The organism is Amphritea pacifica (genome assembly GCF_016924145.1).
GTDB lineage: Bacteria > Pseudomonadota > Gammaproteobacteria > Pseudomonadales > Balneatricaceae > Amphritea > Amphritea pacifica.
Genome location: NZ_JAFFZO010000074.1, coordinates 1 through 1,498, shown reverse-complemented (window position 1 = coordinate 1,498; position 1,498 = coordinate 1). Strand labels below are relative to the sequence as shown.

General features: G+C 53.9%; 1 protein-coding gene and 1 pseudogene. Both read right to left on the bottom strand.

From position 1 onward, the window contains the following. On the bottom strand, nucleotides 1-1,057 hold a 1,057-nt coding region (locus tag JW499_RS21410), incomplete at its 3' end, for an amino acid ABC transporter permease (protein ID WP_205212488.1). An 88-nt stretch (nucleotides 1,058-1,145) separates the two neighbouring features. Then, nucleotides 1,146-1,498: pseudogene (locus JW499_RS21405) on the bottom strand (amino acid ABC transporter substrate-binding protein); the annotation flags it as partial.

The window sequence follows — 1,498 nt, the reverse complement described above, 5'->3', positions numbered from 1 at the left end:
CGGTCGCCAGCGAGGAGTTCTTGGTCAGGTTCAGATACTGACTGGTCAGCGGGGGGATCACCACCCGCATCGCCTGAGGAATCACAATCAGCCGCAGCGTTTTGGCTTTCGACATCCCCAGCGCGGTAGCCGCTTCCGTCTGCCCATGAGACACCGCCAGGATACCGGCCCGCACAGTTTCTGCGATAAACGATGCGGTATAGATGCTCAGGGCCAGCCACAGCGCCATCAGCTCGGGTATCACGGTGATACCGCCCTTGAAGTTAAACCCTTTCAGTTCGGGATGATCCAGTCCCAGCGGCATACCACTGAAGAGGAACAGCAGCAGCGGCACACCGACAATCAGGCCGATACCGGTGAGGAAGACCGGAAACTGCTGGCCGGTCAGTTCCTGGCGCTTGCGGGCCCAGCGGGCAATCAACCAACTGGCAATGATCGCGCCAAAGAAGCCGATAATCACCAGCCCAAAGCCATCTTCAGGCACCGGCGCCGGTACAATTAATCCCCGGTTATTGAGAAAAGAACCGAAAAATTCAAGACTCTGCCGTGGGGTTGGCAGGGTACGTAATACCGCGTAATACCAGAAAAAGATCTGCAGCAGCAGTGGGATGTTGCGAAATATTTCGATGTACAGCGCAGAAAATTTGGCGATCAGCCAGTTATCCGATAAGCGCGCCACCCCCAGAATAAAGCCCAGGATAGTCGCGGCAATAATCCCCATCACAGCGATCAGAATGGTATTTAACAGCCCCACAACAAAGGTCATGCCATAACTGGATGCTTCGCTGTAATCGATCAGGCTCATGGCGATACCAAAGCCCGCTTCGTGGGTCAGAAAATCAAAGCCGGTGGTCATACCCCGCTGTTCAAGGTTGGTCAGGGTATTCTGAATAATGGTGTAAAAGACGAAGCCCAGTGCCGTCAGTAGCAGCACCTGAAACAGTAACGACCGTTTTTTCGGGTCATTCCAGAATTTTGGTTTGCTCACCGGTGGTGCCTTTTGTGGATCAGGGCCACCGTCAGGCTTGTGACCTGATTTCGAAATGTCTGAGGACATTGTTAACTCCAGAAGTCAGTACACAGAGAGTTTTGCCCAAACCCCAGGCCTGGGCAGAAATAAAAACGGCCAGCCGTTGATCAACCACTTAACGCATAGGCGGAGCGTACTGCAGACCGCCCTCGTTCCACAGCGCGTTCAGGCCGCGATCCAGTCCCAGCGGCGAGTCTTTACCCACGTTACGCTCATACGCTTCTCCGTAGTTACCCACCTGCTTAACGATCTGGTATGCCCAGTCATCAGACAGGTCCAGACCTTTGCCTTTAGGTCCGTCCAGACCCAGCAGACGCTTAACGTTAGGATCGGTACTTTCTGCCTTCATCTTATCAACGTTAGCCGATGTCAGCCCCAGTTCCTCGGCATTGAGCATCGCATTGAAAGACCATTTCACGATATTAAACCAGGTGTCATCACCCTGACGCACAACAGGCCCCAGTGGCT